Annotated in this window: 15 protein-coding genes; 7 read left to right on the top strand and 8 right to left on the bottom strand. The window is 40.4% G+C overall.

Annotated features, from left to right (window positions below; all coding sequences use genetic code 11):
• The first annotated feature begins 72 nt into the window (after positions 1 to 72).
• Positions 73 to 768 (top strand): tRNA (adenosine(37)-N6)-threonylcarbamoyltransferase complex dimerization subunit type 1 TsaB, encoded by a 696-nt coding sequence (gene tsaB, locus IM45_RS02485; protein WP_038498880.1) that lies wholly within the window; start codon positions 73 to 75, stop codon positions 766 to 768.
• A 43-nt stretch (positions 769 to 811) separates the two neighbouring features.
• Here the strand turns inward: tsaB and minE are convergent, their stop codons facing one another.
• The 8 genes from minE to rne form a co-directional block, all read right to left on the bottom strand.
• Positions 812 to 1,093: a cell division topological specificity factor MinE gene (gene minE / locus IM45_RS02480; RefSeq protein WP_038498877.1), complete on the bottom strand. Its 282-nt coding sequence runs from the start codon at positions 1,091 to 1,093 to the stop codon at positions 812 to 814.
• Between the two features lie 3 nt (positions 1,094 to 1,096).
• Positions 1,097 to 1,909 carry a septum site-determining protein MinD gene (gene minD / locus IM45_RS02475; protein ID WP_038498874.1) on the bottom strand — a complete coding sequence of 271 codons (813 nt, stop codon included), beginning with the start codon at positions 1,907 to 1,909 and terminating at the stop codon, positions 1,097 to 1,099.
• Positions 1,910 to 1,924: 15 nt separating this feature from the next.
• Complete coding sequence (gene minC, locus IM45_RS02470; RefSeq protein ID WP_038498871.1) at positions 1,925 to 2,596, bottom strand: septum site-determining protein MinC; 672 nt, start codon at positions 2,594 to 2,596, stop codon at positions 1,925 to 1,927.
• A gap of 231 nt (positions 2,597 to 2,827) precedes the next feature.
• Positions 2,828 to 3,358: a disulfide bond formation protein DsbB gene (gene dsbB, locus IM45_RS02465; protein ID WP_038498868.1), complete on the bottom strand. Its 531-nt coding sequence runs from the start codon at positions 3,356 to 3,358 to the stop codon at positions 2,828 to 2,830.
• 118 nt (positions 3,359 to 3,476) lie between these two features.
• Complete coding sequence (gene gap, locus IM45_RS02460; RefSeq protein WP_038498865.1) at positions 3,477 to 4,475, bottom strand: type I glyceraldehyde-3-phosphate dehydrogenase; 999 nt, start codon at positions 4,473 to 4,475, stop codon at positions 3,477 to 3,479.
• Between the two features lie 84 nt (positions 4,476 to 4,559).
• On the bottom strand, positions 4,560 to 6,428 hold the full coding sequence (sppA, locus tag IM45_RS02455) for a signal peptide peptidase SppA (protein WP_038499589.1): 1,869 nt from the start codon (positions 6,426 to 6,428) through the stop codon (positions 4,560 to 4,562).
• A 190-nt stretch (positions 6,429 to 6,618) separates the two neighbouring features.
• Positions 6,619 to 7,668: a dihydroorotase gene (pyrC, locus tag IM45_RS02450; protein ID WP_038498863.1), complete on the bottom strand. Its 1,050-nt coding sequence runs from the start codon at positions 7,666 to 7,668 to the stop codon at positions 6,619 to 6,621.
• A 154-nt stretch (positions 7,669 to 7,822) separates the two neighbouring features.
• Positions 7,823 to 10,330 carry a ribonuclease E gene (gene rne, locus IM45_RS02445; RefSeq protein WP_051984609.1) on the bottom strand — a complete coding sequence of 836 codons (2,508 nt, stop codon included), beginning with the start codon at positions 10,328 to 10,330 and terminating at the stop codon, positions 7,823 to 7,825.
• Positions 10,331 to 10,888: 558 nt separating this feature from the next.
• Between rne and rluC the strand changes: the two genes are divergently transcribed.
• The 6 genes from rluC (at position 10,889) to fabG (ending at position 16,052) form a co-directional block, all read left to right on the top strand.
• On the top strand, positions 10,889 to 11,878 hold the full coding sequence (gene rluC / locus IM45_RS02440) for a 23S rRNA pseudouridine(955/2504/2580) synthase RluC (protein WP_051984608.1): 990 nt from the start codon (positions 10,889 to 10,891) through the stop codon (positions 11,876 to 11,878).
• Positions 11,879 to 12,197: 319 nt separating this feature from the next.
• Positions 12,198 to 12,368 carry a 50S ribosomal protein L32 gene (gene rpmF / locus IM45_RS02435; protein ID WP_038498860.1) on the top strand — a complete coding sequence of 57 codons (171 nt, stop codon included), beginning with the start codon at positions 12,198 to 12,200 and terminating at the stop codon, positions 12,366 to 12,368.
• A 21-nt stretch (positions 12,369 to 12,389) separates the two neighbouring features.
• Positions 12,390 to 13,406 (top strand): phosphate acyltransferase PlsX, encoded by a 1,017-nt coding sequence (gene plsX, locus IM45_RS02430; protein ID WP_051984607.1) that lies wholly within the window; start codon positions 12,390 to 12,392, stop codon positions 13,404 to 13,406.
• Complete coding sequence (locus tag IM45_RS02425; RefSeq protein WP_038498857.1) at positions 13,396 to 14,349, top strand: beta-ketoacyl-ACP synthase III; 954 nt, start codon at positions 13,396 to 13,398, stop codon at positions 14,347 to 14,349. The genes plsX and IM45_RS02425 overlap by 11 nt, the downstream gene beginning before the upstream one ends.
• Before the next feature lie 21 nt (positions 14,350 to 14,370).
• Complete coding sequence (gene fabD / locus IM45_RS02420; protein WP_038498854.1) at positions 14,371 to 15,321, top strand: ACP S-malonyltransferase; 951 nt, start codon at positions 14,371 to 14,373, stop codon at positions 15,319 to 15,321.
• A complete protein-coding gene (gene fabG / locus IM45_RS02415) occupies positions 15,318 to 16,052 on the top strand; it encodes a 3-oxoacyl-ACP reductase FabG (protein WP_038498850.1) in 735 nt (244 codons plus the stop codon). The genes fabD and fabG overlap by 4 nt, the downstream gene beginning before the upstream one ends.
• Positions 16,053 to 16,083: the final 31 nt, after the last annotated feature.

The following is a 16,083-nucleotide window of genomic DNA, read 5'->3' as shown; positions in this document are numbered from 1 at the left end:
GTAGGTATTTAAGAATTAGAGAATAAACTTGCATATATAAAACAGATTATTCTCTGACGGGTTTTATCATCTATGTCGACTAGTATTTTAGCTATTGAAACAGCTACTGAAGCGTGCTCAGCTGCGCTCATGATAGATAACACCATCAGCGAACGCTTCGCTGTAACACCACGTGAGCATACTCAACACATACTACTTATGGTGGATAGTTTGTTGGCTGAGGCTAGCATTACATTATCAGATCTAGATACTATCGCTTTTAGCCGTGGTCCTGGTAGTTTCACTGGAGTACGTATTAGTATTAGTATTGCTCAAGGACTAGCATTAGGTGCAAATTTGTCGCTTATAGGCATATCAACGCTAGTAACGCTAGCTCAGGGCGCCTGGCGACAAACTGGCGCCCACCAGGTTCTGACGGCAATTGATGCCCGTATGGGGGAAATTTACTGTGCACCATATCGCCGTAATAATAAAGGCGTCTGGTTAGGTGAAGCAGACGAAGCCGTGCGAAAACCTGAAGAACTAGTTAGACTAACATCAGAACTTACTGGAGAGTGGTTCTGTGCAGGAACAGGATGGATGATCTCTCCGGTATTGATAGCTTTTAGGCGACGAACTATAAAAGATGGCCAAAATGTAATACTACCTTCGGCCCAAGATATATTACCACTTGCACTACAGCAATGGCGTACTGGCTGTGCACAGTCAGTAGATAAAGTAGAGCCAGTTTATTTAAGGAATAAAGTAGCATTTCAAACAAATAGATAAGGTTAATAACCTTTACAACATTACTATAAGTTTGCTGCATTTATTATTTTTGTTGACATCTTATACTTTCTTCTGCTTCTGGTAGCATAATATTAACCTCTAAGATGGATATATCACCATTCTTTATTTCCAGTTGCACCGAAAGTAGCTCAGGAGAACCTGACACATATTTACAGATAACTTTAAGCAGATCGCATTTCAACTGAGGCAGGTAATGAGGTATTTGACCGCTTCTTCGTTGCTCCGCAACGATAATTTTTAATCTTTCCTTAGCTATTTTTGCGGTTGTTTGTTTACGAGAGAGAAAAAAATTTAATAATTCCATAGTTTATCCACCAAAAAGGCGTTTCAGAAATCCCTTAGTCTCTTCTTCAATAAAACGTAAGGGACATTCTTCTCCTAATAGGCGATCAACCATATCAGAATATGCCTGGCCAGCATCAGACTCGGTATCAAGAATTACCGGCTCACCTTGATTTGAGGAACGTAAAACTAATGGATCTTCAGGTATTACACCTACCAATGGAATTCTCAATATATCAATTACGTCTTCCATACTTAGCATATCGCCACGGTTAACGCGACCAGGGTTGTAGCGAGTTAGCAACAAGTACTCCTTAATTGGTGCCATATTGTTTTCAGCGCGGCGAGATTTTGAGGACAAAATACCCAATATACGATCTGAGTCGCGGACTGATGATACTTCTGGATTAGTGGTAATAATCGCTTCATCAGCAAAGTAAAGCGCCATCAATGCCCCATTTTCAATTCCAGCTGGGGAATCGCATACCATGAAGTCGAAACCCATATCATTCAAATTATTGAGTACTTTTTCCACCCCAGAACGAGTAAGTACGTCTTTATCACGTGTCTGAGACGCAGGTAGAATATAAAGATTTTCGGTACGTTTATCTTTTATCAACGCCTGATTGATAGTCGCATCACCCTGAATAACATTGACGAAGTCATATACTACTCTACGTTCGCAACCCATAATTAAATCTAGATTGCGTAAACCAATATCAAAATCAATAACCACTGTTTTGTTACTTTTACGGGCTAAACCGGTAGCAATAGCTGCGCTAGATGTGGTTTTACCAACGCCACCTTTACCTGAAGTAACAACTATAATGCGTGCCATAAAATGATTCCTTTGTCAAGGGATTAAAGATTTAATAGAAAGTACACCATAGTGTAGGTAAATACGCCCAGCTTTACCTGAAAACTCTGCCGGTATTTGATCGCTTAGCCAATATTCACCGGCAATAGAGACTAGTTCTGGAGATAAATTACTACAGAAAATTTGACACTCTCCATCTCCTGATGCACCGGCTAGTGCACGCCCCCGCATCATGCCATAAATATGAATATGGCCATCAGCAATCAGTTCTGCACCAGCGCTTACGCTATTTGTTATGATTAAATCGCTGTTACGCGCATAAATCTGTTGTCCGGAACGGACAGGGGTATTAATAAGTAGTGTTTTTGCAATAGATAATGTAGATTCTCCTGATTTAAGTGCTTTGCCTTCGGTCAGTAACGGTAACCCGCTACAAATAATCTTATTTTTAAGTGTAGAATTATTACAGCCGCTAATAGCAACCACATGTAGCCCAGTTGCTAATACCGCCCTGGACAACTCCATCCAATTGCATTCTCTGTTAAGACTGGCAACATTGATGATAACCGGCGCATTTTGTAGTAATTGAGGTGCTTGTTTTACTTTTTCCTGTATTGCCCGGCTTATTTCTTCTGGCGGCGCATCATGAAGATGAATGACTGATAAAGTAAAACTACTGCCTTTGAGATCAATAGGCTTTTGTGTCATCTATTCTGACTCAGATTTATACATGTATTTTTTCTCATTTATTTACGAGATGCGATATTTCATGATTTTATCGTACCGCATGCATGTTATAGGTACCGTTATATCCAGACAATACACTAAGTAATATAAACGTAGGAAAAAATATTTGTTGTTACCTATCAAATGATAATGATCAAGCCGAACTAGAAGTTCTAGCATCAAGATTAGATCTATGATTTATATTATCTAGGTTTAGTATTTGATGTTTTTGTTTTGATACACCAAAACAAATTGTACTAATAATATAATTAAACCAATGAATAGATAGATAGAGAAGATTATGATCATCCATTGTGTGATTGCGAGTGAAAGAAAGTGAAACGGATGTACGGTACAATTACCAGTGGCACTAAATATAGCTGGCAACAATTGATCGAGTTTCAACCAACTAGGGAAACTAACAAAAAAATCACATACGAAAAAAGGGGAAGGATACAGCTGAATATCAGTATGGATTATAGCTGATCGCAATCCTTTCCAGGCGCTGTAAAGCCAAAAACCAAGTCCAATAAAACGTAATGGTGTCGAAGGTGATATAGCTCCTACAAGACCTCCAATCATTATGCCATAAAGTGCAAAACGTTGGTAGATACATAGAACGCAAGGGTTGATAAACATAAAGTACTGAAAATAGAGCCCGACCAATTCCAAAATAAAAGCAGTAAGTGCAAGTAATAACCAGGCTTTGCGAGTGATAGAACAGCGATGTAAAAAATTTACCATTTTTAATCAAAAAACAAGACATACTAGAATATTGATTAAGCTGTCAACCTAAGTTATAGATAGATATGCACGACTAAGAAAATACCAATCATTGATTGACAGCATTTTTGTAACCATATTACCTATTAGCAATATAAGAGATCAGATCTAAAACTTTATTGGAATATCCTGTTTCATTATCATACCAGGCAACTAGTTTGACAAAGTTTTTATTTAGAGCTAAACCAGCTTTAGCATCGAAAACCGAAGTTAATGTTTCGCCGTTAAAATCAGTTGAAACGACGTTTTCATCGGTATAACCCATTATACCTTTTAGTTCACCTTCTGAGTTTTGTTTGATAACAGAGCAAATTTCTTCGTACGAAGTAGATTTTTCCAGACGTGCCGTCAAATCTACTACCGATACATTGGGAGTAGGAACACGGAAAGATATACCTGTTAGCTTACCATTCAGCTGAGGAATTACTTTACCGACTGCTTTTGCAGCTCCAGTTAAGGACGGAATAATGTTTTGAAATGCTCCTCTACCACCGCGCCAGTCTTTATGCGAAGGGCTATCAACGGTTTTTTGAGTCGCTGTTATAGCATGTACAGTGGTCATTAATGCTTCAACGATACCAAATTGGTCATTGATTACTTTAGCTAGTGGAGCTAGACAGTTAGTCGTGCATGAAGCGTTAGACACAATGTCCTGCCCATCATAAGACTTATGATTAACACCCATTACAAACATAGGCGTGTTATCTTGAGATGGTCCAGTCAGCACCACTTTCTTAGCTCCAGCAGTGATATGCTTACGTGCAGTTACATCGGTTAGGAAAAGTCCCGTTGCTTCAGTAACGATGTCTACGCCAACCTCATTCCATTTTAGATAAATCGGATCTCTTTCGGAGGTACAACGGATAGTTTTACCATTAACAATAAGATGATTATTACCTACTACGACTGTTCCACTAAATAGACCATGAGTTGAGTCATATTTCAACATATAACTCATATAGTCAATATCCAATAAGTCGTTAATGGCAATTATTTCAATGTCATCACGTTTCTGCGCCGCGCGGAAAATCATACGGCCAATACGACCAAAACCGTTGATACCTATTTTGATAGTCATCATTTCACCAGTAATTAAAAATTAATAAAATTTTATGGTTATGCTAGCATAAATCTGTCAGCACTAGTAAAAAGATGTTTGTCTTCAGTTGCTATGTATTTTATTCCCATCTTTGTCACAATTAATGCATAATGCATAGCAGTTTTGCGGATCGACAAAACCCAAGGCAGCATCTTTGTTCATAAGCTGTGCTATCTCGCTAATCGTGTTCGGCAGAACAGCCAACACTGCAGCATTTATTTGTGTTAATAGCATGTTCATAAAATTAGGCTCATTCAGATACCAATTGAGTTGATACTGCTCAATGTTAGCTAACTCAGCAGCTTTATTAACAGCATCATCAAAATCACCTAATTTATCGACCAAACCTTTATTTATGGCATCGCTACCTATCCATACATGACCCTGAGCAATTTTTTCTATTTCATCCATGGTTTTGTTACGGGATTCCGCGACTAGGGTGATGAATTTTTTATAACCATTTTCGACGTTAAGCTGCATAATTTGTGAGAACTCGACTGGTAATTTTTGGGTTATCGACATTCCCGCTATTGGCGAAGTAGTCACGCCATCAGTATGTACCCCAATACGATCAAGCAAATTCTCTATCGTATGGATTATACCAAAGATACCAATAGAGCCAGTAATGGTACTGGGACTAGCGATAATCATATTTCCTGGGGTAGATATCCAGTAACCGCCAGAGGCAGCCATGCCACCCATAGAGATAACTATAGGTTTGTTAGCGTCGCGCACTGCGACTAATTCGCTACGAATGATTTCCGAGGCACTGACACTACCACCTGGACTATTAACCCTAAAGACAATTGCTTTGATGTTTGGATTTAAACGAGCATCGCGTATTTGAAGAGCTGTGGTATCACTACTCATAGATCCAGGCTTTTCTGGTCCATCGGTTATTGCGCCATTTGCAAAGATCACAGCAATTTGTGCGCTTTGTGCGCTTTGTGCGCTTTGTGCGGCGCTCTGCTGGCTAGTATAAATTTGCTGATAATCATAGATACTCGTTGCATTAAATGATTGACTCTGCTCATTCCAACCGAAGGCTTGAGTCATTGCTTTATCAATGGTAGAACGAGAAGCGACTTCGTCCACCCATTTATTCTGAAGCGCAAACTGTGCCGTATCGCCGTTAACAGCACGTAATCCAGCAAGTAAGGTGGGAAAACGGGGAAAGAACTGTTGTGGTGTCACCTGGCGATTTCCAGCTACTATATCAAGATAATGTTGCCACAGCTGTCCAACCCAACGACTGTCTGCATCCCTCGCAGCTTTAGACATATTATCGCGTAAGAACGGCTCTGCTGCGGATTTATATTTACCTACACGGAAAATATAACTATTAACTTTGAGCTTATCTAATAAAGACTTATAATAAAAGTTATGAGTAGCAAAACCATGTAAATCGACCATACCATGTGGCATAAGGTAAATTTTGTTGGCATAGCTCGCAAGAAAATACTGCGCCTGGCTGTAACTCTCACCGATGGCATAAATAGGTTTACCACTATCGCGGAATTCACGCAGCGCTTTACCGATGTACTGTAGGGAAGCTTGATCTGCACCATAAAAATTTTTTAATGAGAGTACTAAACCAGTTATATGAGTATTGTTTTTAGCCTGACGAAGTATCTCAACGACATCGAATAATGAATTTTCTTGTATCCTATTACTTGCAGTTCCAAGTAATTCACGACCAAGCAGTCTAAATTTATTCTTCATTGCCGACTTATCCACAATGATGCCAGTTAGATCCATAACTAGAGCACCTGTCGTCATGGACGGTGTGGTATGAGTAATCTGCAGGTAAATGCTTACAACAATCACGATCAGAAGTACTACAAAGATATTCAAAATAAACTCACGGATAAAAATAAGTAAGCGCCAACTCCATCTAAAAGGATTAGCTATTATTTTCCATAATGTAATCATGATATATCCATAAAACATAAAAAGCGCAAAATAATATTATATGCTCGATTTATTTTAGAATTGTTAAAAATAATGCTTTTATCATGCAATTTATTTAAAAATACAACAAAAAAATTTTTTTATCTAACTTTATCTCATTATAGAGTAGTAACTATAAGTGACTACTAAATCCTATGATTCAGGGAAATAATTAATCAATAACAGTCCAGTGTAATAGCTGTTGTGCTAGAAAACATACTACTGTTTCTCCATTAGCTAAAGATATCGTCTCTGGTTGACAGTAATCATCACGTTTAAGAGAAATGAAATCTTTATTCAAAGGCAATCCATAAAAACGTGGTCCATTTAGGGAACAAAAAGCCTCAAAGTATTCCAACGCACCAAGTTCTTCAAAAACAGTAGCATAAGTAGGCAACGCGACAGGTGCGTTGAAAACTCCGGCGCACCCACAATCAGACTCTTTACGATAACGAACATGTGGTGCGGTATCGGTGCCTAAGAAAAAACGATCGCAACCACTAGTCACTGCAGCACGTAGTGCCTGCTGGTGACTACTACGTTTAAGGATAGGAAGACAATAAAGGTGGGGATGAATTCCACCAACTAGCATATGGTTGCGGTTAAACATCAAATGCTGCGGAGTAACCGTTGCTCCAAGATAGCGATCTCCTTCTAGAATATAATCAACGGCCTCTTTAGTAGTTATATGCTCAAAGACTATTTTCAACGCCTGAAATTTGCGATGTATAGGCTCTATAACCTGTTCAATACAGCGTGCTTCACGATCAAAAATATCAATTTCGGCGGTAGTCACTTCGCCGTGAATTAACAAGGGTATACCGAGATCTTGCATAGTAGATAATATCGGATAAAAGGTAGTGAGATCAGTCACTCCATATTTTGAGTTTATGGTAGTGCTAGCTGGATAAAGCTTAACAGCAGTAAAAACATCTTGTTGAAAACCTTCAATAAGTTCCTGTTTTGTCAGGGATCCAGTAAGGTAGCAGGTCATCAAAGGTTGAAATCTATGTCCTGCCGGCAGCGCTGCAATAATACGTTTCCGATAAGCTCTAGCTTGGATAATAGTTGTAATTGGAGGTATAATATTTGGCATAATAATTGCACGACCAAAATACCTACTAGTATAAGGTAGTACAGTACGCAACATATCATGATCACGCAAATGAACATGCCAATCATCTGGCCGGCGAATTTTAATTTCTACTGGTTGTACCGTCATGAAGTTATTTTCCGTTTCTTTGATAGGTATCAAGTTAGGTTAGTTAGATGAAAATAGCAGGCATCTTAGTCATTAATTTCCGAGTGAAGCCGTCTTTTACTGATCCATTATCACTTCATTCTATACGGGATATATTAGTGTTGACCTGGCAGTGTCATGATATCGCACGTTTTACGCGCAATTCAATATCTGAGACATTCTGAGCGGATTGTACTCTAATTACTTCCTGCTCTTTTCGCTCTATAGGATTCACCGGATAGCTGACCCAAACTTTGCCCGACGCCATTTCTGGTGAAAATACTGCACGGTTCAATGGTACCGGCGAAGAGAGTGGATAACGTTCGTTACGATAACGACGACGACGTTGCCCGCTGACACGTAGATGACGCAGTGACCTGCGTGATCGACTGCGATAATACTCTCTATTCACTGTATTCTCAGCGGTATTAGTCAAAGATGTGGTAGAGCTATTAGTCGTATTGGTAGTATTTACTGTCTGCTTAGGTACAATGATTTCTGCTTCATGACAATTAAGAACAGAGATTTTTCTATGTAATGCACGGCGTTGGCGACGTGGTAATATTGTCTGTATTAGTTGATTATCAGTATTACGATTACCCAAGTTTATTTGGGGTACTTCTAGTTTTTCTCTTTCGAAAACTGATGCTTCAGTAGCCTTTAGTTCCTGAGATCTCCGCTCTTTTCGGCACGTAAACTCGTTTTGTGCCATTATAAGGTCTTCTTCATGGGTTATTTTCGACTCTGTCTGAATGAATAGATGTTTCTGATTTTGTTCTTCATAACTCGTTTCCTGATGAGTATATAAATGATTATTGCTATTATGCTGATAGTGGTGGATACAATTACTATTTTGCCTACGTTTACTTTTATTATTAATATCTTGATTGTGCATCATTTCTTTTTCCGTAACCTTTTGTTCTAAGGTGGACGGTAGTGGTGCGCTGACTAAAGACTTTAAACTAGACATCAATCTACCAAAAAGGTTACGAATGGGCGCGTCGATCACTGTGGTTTGTTCTCTGATTATTCGCGAATCTTGTCGTACGAAAGCCGCTATAGCAGGTTGCTCTGGACGTTTTCGTTCAGCATTGAACTCCTCAGCTAGATGCATTTTTTCCGCACCATATAGTTGCGGTAGCAAATAGCTAAGTGTTGTTCCTTCTTCACCTTTTCGGATCCTAAGAACAACATAATGCGGAGTCTGCATTTGATCATTAGGCACGATAATAGCCCGCACTCCACCTTGGCGCTTCTCTATAGCATTAACTGCCGCGCGCTTTTCATTCAGCAAATAAGATGCTATAGGCACCGGCACGATAGCATGTACTTCATGAGTATTCTCTTTTAGCGTTTCCTCTTCGATGATACGTAGGATAGCAAGTGACAATGATTCGTTATCACGAAGAGTACCAGTACCACAGCAGCGGGGACATATGTGATGACTAGACTCACTTAATGATGAACTCAGGCGCTGGCGAGAAAGCTCCAACAGACCAAAGCGAGATATCCGTCCAATTTGAATACGGGCACGATCCTGATGCACTGCTTCACGCAGGCAATGTTCTACTTCGCGTTGATGACGTACCTGCATCATATCGATAAAATCTATAACAATTAAACCTCCAAGATCTCGTAAGCGTAACTGACGAGCAATTTCGTCTGCGGCTTCTAGGTTAGTATTAAAGGCAGTTTCTTCAATATCGCCGCAACGGGTGGAACGCGCTGAGTTAATATCGATTGCTGTTAGCGCCTCAGTCGTATCGATGACAATCGAACCCCCAGAAGGTAAACGTACTTCACGTTGGAAGGCTGACTCAATCTGTGATTCGATCTGATAGTGACTAAAAAGCGGAATTTCGCCACTATAGAGCTTAATTTTACTGGTAAAATCTGGACGACCTAATAAGGTAATATGTTCTTTAGCTAAATCTAACATTTTTGGGTTATCTATCAGAATTTCACCGATGTCAGGCCTAAGATAATCACGAAACGCACGCACAATGACATTACTTTCTTGATAGATTAAAAATGGTGCTGGACGACTCTCAGCAGCTTTCTTAATAGCCTGCCAGTGTTTAATACGGAAGGATAGATCCCATTGTAGTGCTTCAGCTGACTTGCCGATGCCTGCCGTACGAACTATCAGTCCCATACCTTCTGGTAGTTCTAACAATGATAGAGCTTCTTTTAGCTCAGTACGATCTTCTCCTTCGATACGACGCGAAATTCCTCCGGCTCGAGGATTATTAGGCATCAAAACAAGATAACTCCCAGCTAGACTAATGAAGGTAGTAAGTGCTGCGCCTTTATTACCTCTCTCTTCTTTATCTACCTGTACAATGATTTCTTGCCCTTCACGCAGTACATCCTTAATGTTTATCCGACTGTTAGAAGAATAGTTAATCGGAAAATATTCACGAGAAATTTCTTTAAAAGGTAGGAACCCATGACGCTCAGCACCATGATCGACAAATGCTGCTTCAAGACTTTGTTCAATGCGGGTAATTATACCCTTGTATATATTTGCTTTTTTCTGTTCATGCCCCAAGCTTTCAATATCTAAATCATAGAGTCTCTGGCCATCTACTAAGGCTACGCGCAACTCTTCCTGTTGAGTGGCATTAATTAACATTCTTTTCATCATAACTTACTCATTTTTTATGCATGAGCATTAGAGCTACGTGCAAAACAGAACCGCATAGCCGTGTAATCACCGACGGCTTCGTAACTTGATACAAAGCAATTAACCTTACAGTTGTAACTTGCTAAGTCGAGCATCATTTCGGTAACCTGTTTTTTATGAGAACGAAAACACATCGCATTTACAGAGGGGGAATGGCGTCTTATTATGACTACTAATTCCTTTTGCCAGCCAAGCAGCAATCTGCTTCCAGCTCTAACTGCTAGATTAACCATTACGTCTTACGTTATTGCTACGTTTCGTTTTTATTAAGTTCATTCAGCATTAAGCAAATTAAACAATTCCTCGATTACTCGTCTCATACGCGCAAACGTGGAAAATAAAAACATTATTTCATTGCTGATACATACATAGCAAGACGACTTTAGCTATTAGCGATCAGATACGATTTTTATTTCAGTCTTGTGTATAGAGTTCTTCACGATAATATTGATGATATAAAAATATTGTTGACTTTTCTAAACATCATACGGTTAAGAACATAATAAAGGTAGCATAATGGTTACAGCAGATTTGAAATTAACTTCTCAAGTACATAATTATTCTATACATTTTATCACCATCTCCATACATAACGCTGGTCAAAGGCTCGATAATTTCTTACGTACTCAACTCAAAGGAGTACCTAAGAGCCTTATTTATCGTCTGGTACGTAAAGGACAAGTACAGGTCAACAAGAAAAAAAGCAAACCTCAATACAAACTACAAAGCGGCGATGAGCTACGTATTCCACCGGTACGTCAAAAAGATAATAAACCGCTTGTCTCTCCCAGACTAGGAAAAGTAGCAGTCCTAACTAAAGCTCTTCTGTATGAAGACGACCATCTTTTAATATTAAATAAGCCATCAGGAACGGCAGTACACAGTGGCTGTAGACTGAGCTTCGGTATCATAGAGGGATTGCGTGCACTATGGCCTAATGCAACATTTCTCGAACTGGTGCATCGACTAGACCGGGACACCTCTGGTGTTTTACTTATCGCAAAAAAACGTTCAGCATTACGTTTAATGCATGAGCAATTGCGAATGAAAAGCATCAAAAAAGATTACCTAGCACTGGTACGTGGCCAGTGGCAATCTCATATGAAAGCAGTAGAGGCGCCGTTGATGAAGAATATTTTAGCTAGCGGTGAACGTATTGTGCGGGTCAGCAACGATGGTAAACTGTCAAAGACTTACTTTCAAGTAGAAGAACGTTTTACATTCGCGACACTAGTCAAAGCCAGCCCTGTGACCGGACGTACCCATCAAATTCGCGTGCACAGCCAGTATACAGGCCATCCTATTGCGTTTGATGATCGCTATGGTGATCGTAAATTCGATCATCAACTCAAAAGTTGTGGTCTAAATAGGCTCTTCTTGCATGCTGTTGCGCTAAGCTTTAAACACCCCGCTAGCGGTGAAAGATTGCGTATTGAAGCTCCGTTGGATGAGTCATTACGTAACTGTCTACTTTATCTCCGTACCTACCATAAAGAAAAATCCTAACTATAGTAGAATTAGAATATGGTCCGTAGAGTCATGATAGAAAGCAATATCAAAATCCCTTTTTTCTTTGACTAACGTTTGTTACGAAGTTAATATGCGCGCCTTATCTGATGCAAAAGTTCAATTACCTATGTTGTTTAAACATACTAATAAATCAATGTAATAACATAGTTATTATCAGGATACTTTTGGCATTATTTGTCTGTAGGAATATAAATATTTTGATTAATGTTCTGTTCATAAATCATGAACATGAAAAAACCAAACCGTTATTTCATATAATTTCGTTGAAAACATCAATACTAAAGGAGTTAGTTCTATGGCTGTACAACAAAATAAACCTACCCGTTCCAAACGGGGTATGCGACGCGCTCATGACGCACTAATTACCTCTACTACATCAGTAGATAAAGTGTCTGGTGAAACTCATTTGCGTCATCACATCACTGCCGATGGTTTCTACCGCGGTTGTAAAGTTATCACCAAGTAATTATTCCTAAAGGCAAATACATTGAGACGTCTAACCCTGGCGTTAGATGCTATGGGCGGAGACTTCGGTCCCGACGTAACAGTGCCTGCTGCTCTACAGGCACTGATATCCTATCCACAACTTGAGCTATTACTTGTTGGCCATCCCGTAGTAATAAATTATTTTCTCGTTCAAACTGATTCTATCTTGCGTGAGCGAGTGACCGTCATTCCAGCTGAATCTGTGATTGCCAGTGAAGCAAAACCATCACAAGCGATACTAGCTAGTCGCGGAACCTCAATGCGTGTTGCGCTTGAGCTAATCAAGATCGGACGTGCTCAGGCTTGCGTCAGCGCAGGTAATACTGGTGCACTCATGGGACTAGCAAAATTAGTGCTCAAACCTTTGGATGGAATTTCCCGGCCAGCACTTATGGTGATTTTGCCCCATCAAAATCAGGGAAAAACAGTGTTACTTGACCTAGGAGCAAATGTTAAGTGTGACGCTACGATGCTAGTTCAGTTCGCAGTTATGGGCGCGGTGATAGCGAAGCAAATTGTTGGAGTAGATCGTCCGCGTGTAGCGCTATTGAATATTGGCGCTGAAGATACGAAGGGCCTTGGTAATATTAATCAAGCTGCCGCAATATTACAGAAGATATCGTCAATCAACTATATTGGTTATCTTGAAGCTAATGAATTATTGACTGGAAAAACAGATGTAATGGTATGTGAAGGCTTTGTTGGTAATATGACATTAAAAACTATGGAAGGGATGATACGAGTTTTTCTATCATTGCTAAAATCTTCAGAGTATAGCGTCAAGACAAGCCTGGTTTGTCAATTCAGCCAACTTCATCCCGATCAATATAATGGCGCTTACCTGGTAGGTTTATGTGGCACGGTAATTAAGAGTCACGGTGCAGCTAATCAGCGCGCATTTACTACAGCAATTGAACAGGCAGTACAAGCCGTAGAGCGACAAGTGCCGAAAAAAATAGCTGCTAGCCTCGCTGAATGTGGTATGACCCAAGAGTTATTTAGCGCACATGTATACTAAAATCTTAGGCACTGGGAGCTATCTCCCAGCGCAAATAAGGTCTAATGCTGACCTAGAAAACATGGTAGATACCTCAGATGAATGGATTATTACCCGTACTGGTATCCGCGAACGTCGCATCGCTAGTGCCAATGAAACAGTATTCAGCATGGGATCTTACGCTGCTAAACAAGCACTTAGTATGGCAGGTATGCCCGCAGAAAAAGTTGGTATGATAATAGTAGCTACTACCTCGTCTAGTCATGCTTTTCCTAGTTCCGCCTGTCAAATTCAGCGCGATCTAGGTATTACTGACTGCGTAGCTTTTGATTTAGCGGCAGCATGTGCTGGATTTGCTTATGCCCTCAGCGTAGTCGATCAATATGTTAAAAACGGTGCTATAGAATATGCACTCGTTATTGGTTCTGATGTATTGAGTAATACCCCAGCTCCTCACGATCGTGGTACGTTAATTTTATTTGGTGACGGTGCCGGTGCAGTACTTTTAGGATGTTCGAAAAAACCGGGAATTATTTCCACTCATTTACATGCTGATGGTAGTTATGGGGATCTCTTGACCCTTCCTTATCACAATCGCCTTAATCCTGCAGCAGATGTGTATTTAAAGATGTCGGGTAATGAAGTTTTCAAGGTAGCTGTCACCAAGCTCGCCCATATTATTGATGAAACCCTGAGTATGAACAATCGATCTCGCAAAGATATCGACTGGTTCGTGCCTCATCAGGCTAACCTGCGTATTATTTCTGCTACTGCAAAACGGCTAGCTATCAAAATGAATAAAGTAGTAGTGACCCTCGATAGGCACGGCAATACTTCTGCAGCTTCAGTCCCGTTAGCGCTAGATGAGGCGGTGCGTGATGGTAGGATTAAAACAGGCGAATTAGTGCTACTAGCAGCTTTTGGTGGTGGTTTTACCTGGGGTTCAGCGCTACTGCGCTTTTAATAATTAAGAGGACAAATAATAGTGACAGCATTTGCCATGGTCTTCCCAGGACAAGGCTCCCAAAAGGTTGGCATGCTGGCGGAAATAGCAGCATGCTATCCTGATGATGTTAAGGCAACTTTCGCCAAAGCTTCGGCTATTCTTAATTATGATTTATTGCGGCTAGTAGAACAAGGTCCTGCTGAAGAACTAAATAAGACCTGGCAAACACAGCCAGCATTATTGACAGCGTCGGTAGTGATCTGGCGAATCTGGCAAAGGCTTGGTGGTACAATGCCGATGTTTATGGCAGGCCACAGCTTAGGTGAATATTCAGCACTAGTATGCGCTGGAGTACTTGATTTCTCTTCTGCCATTCAATTAGTAGCTCGACGTGGTATGTTAATGCAGAAAGTCATGCCTACTGGTACAGGCGCAATGTCTGCCATTATCGGTCTAGATAATGCAACTATTTCAGCAGTCTGTTTACAAGCTGCGCAGGGACAAATAGTATCGCCGGCAAATTTTAATTCACCTGGACAAGTGGTAATTGCTGGTCATAAAGCCGCGGTGGAACGCGCTAGTATCATCTGCAAAACGGCTGGTGCTAAACACACGCAGATGCTGTCGGTCAGTGTACCATCACACTGTATACTAATGAAGCCTGCTGCTAATAAATTAGCACAAATGCTAGAAACGGTACATTTTTCTATCCCACAGGTTCCTGTTGTTAACAACGTTGACGTATGTGCTGTTACAGATCCAGCTTTAATCCGTCAGGCGCTAGTGCGTCAGCTATATAGCCCTGTGCGCTGGACCGAAACTATCGAGTACTTCTATGCACAGGGCGTTGAGACTTTGCTAGAAATAGGACCTGGTAAAGTGCTTACTGGATTCACTAAAAGAATTATCGATACACTATCCTGTATGGCGGTACACGACCAGATTTCGCTAGCTACGGTAATTCAAGATCAAAGTAGGAAAAAGCAATGAGTTTAAAAGATAAAATTGCGTTAGTTACCGGCGCTAGCCGTGGTATTGGTCGAGCGATTGCAGAAATGCTAGCAGCGCAGCAAGCAGTAGTAGTAGGAACCTCTACTAGCGAAAATGGAGCGGATAATATTAGCCGGTATCTAGGTAAAAGTGGTAAAGGTATTAAACTGAATGTTTCCGACCTAGTCTCTATCGATGCTTGTTTAAAGAGAATGCGTGCAGAATTTGGCGATGTGGATATATTAGTAAATAATGCAGGCATCACACGTGATAATCTTCTGATACGTATGACAGAAGATGAATGGCATTCTGTTTTAAATACTAATCTAACTTCTGTATTCCGTATGTCAAAAGCGGTAATACGAGCAATGCTCAAAAAGCATTATGGTAGAATAATTACCATAGGCTCTGTTGTAGGAGCGATAGGAAATGCAGGACAGGCTAATTATACCGCTGCTAAGGCAGGATTAATTGGCTTAAGTAAATCGCTGGCTCGTGAAGTTGCATCGCGCGGCATCACAGTAAACGTGGTAGCACCAGGTTTTATTACCACTGATATGACAGAAGTATTGACAGATGAACATCGTGTGGGCATTTTGTCCAAGATTCCGGCTAACCGTCTTGGGTATCCTAAAGAAATAGCCAGTGCGGTAGCTTTTTTTGCCTCCGATGAGGCTGCATACATTACCGGCGAAACTATACATGTCAATGGAGGTATGTATATGCTGTAAAAAGCATGAAAATCATTTGCGTTGTCTATAG

It is taken from the genome of Candidatus Palibaumannia cicadellinicola (assembly GCF_000754265.1).
Classification (GTDB): Bacteria; Pseudomonadota; Gammaproteobacteria; order Enterobacterales; family Enterobacteriaceae; genus Baumannia; species Baumannia cicadellinicola_B.
Note: the sequence above shows the minus strand (reverse complement) of the source record. Positions and strands in the feature narration are given on the sequence as shown.